Genomic DNA, 255 nt, shown 5'->3' on the forward strand with positions numbered 1-255 from the left:
GTATGGAAGGAAAATCAGTTGTCGTGCGGACATTGGATATCGGCGGCGACAAAGAGCTTCCTTACCTGCAGCTCCCTAAAGAAATGAACCCGTTCTTAGGCTACAGAGCCATCCGCCTTTGCCTTGAAGAGCAAGAAATCTTCAGAACTCAGCTTCGTGCGCTGCTTCGTGCAAGTACATACGGAAACTTAAAAATCATGTTCCCGATGATTGCGACAGTAAACGAGTTTAAACAGGCGAAAGCGATTCTTCTCG

General features: G+C 47.1%; 1 protein-coding gene. It reads left to right on the forward strand.

Features of this window, described 5'->3' with window-relative positions; translation table 11 throughout:
* A partial coding sequence (locus tag SB658_RS25745) for a putative PEP-binding protein (protein ID WP_410603299.1) occupies positions 1-255 on the forward strand: 255 nt, incomplete at both ends.

Source organism: Bacillus sp. SIMBA_008 (assembly GCF_046535495.1).
Taxonomy (GTDB): domain Bacteria; phylum Bacillota; class Bacilli; order Bacillales; family Bacillaceae; genus Bacillus; species Bacillus subtilis.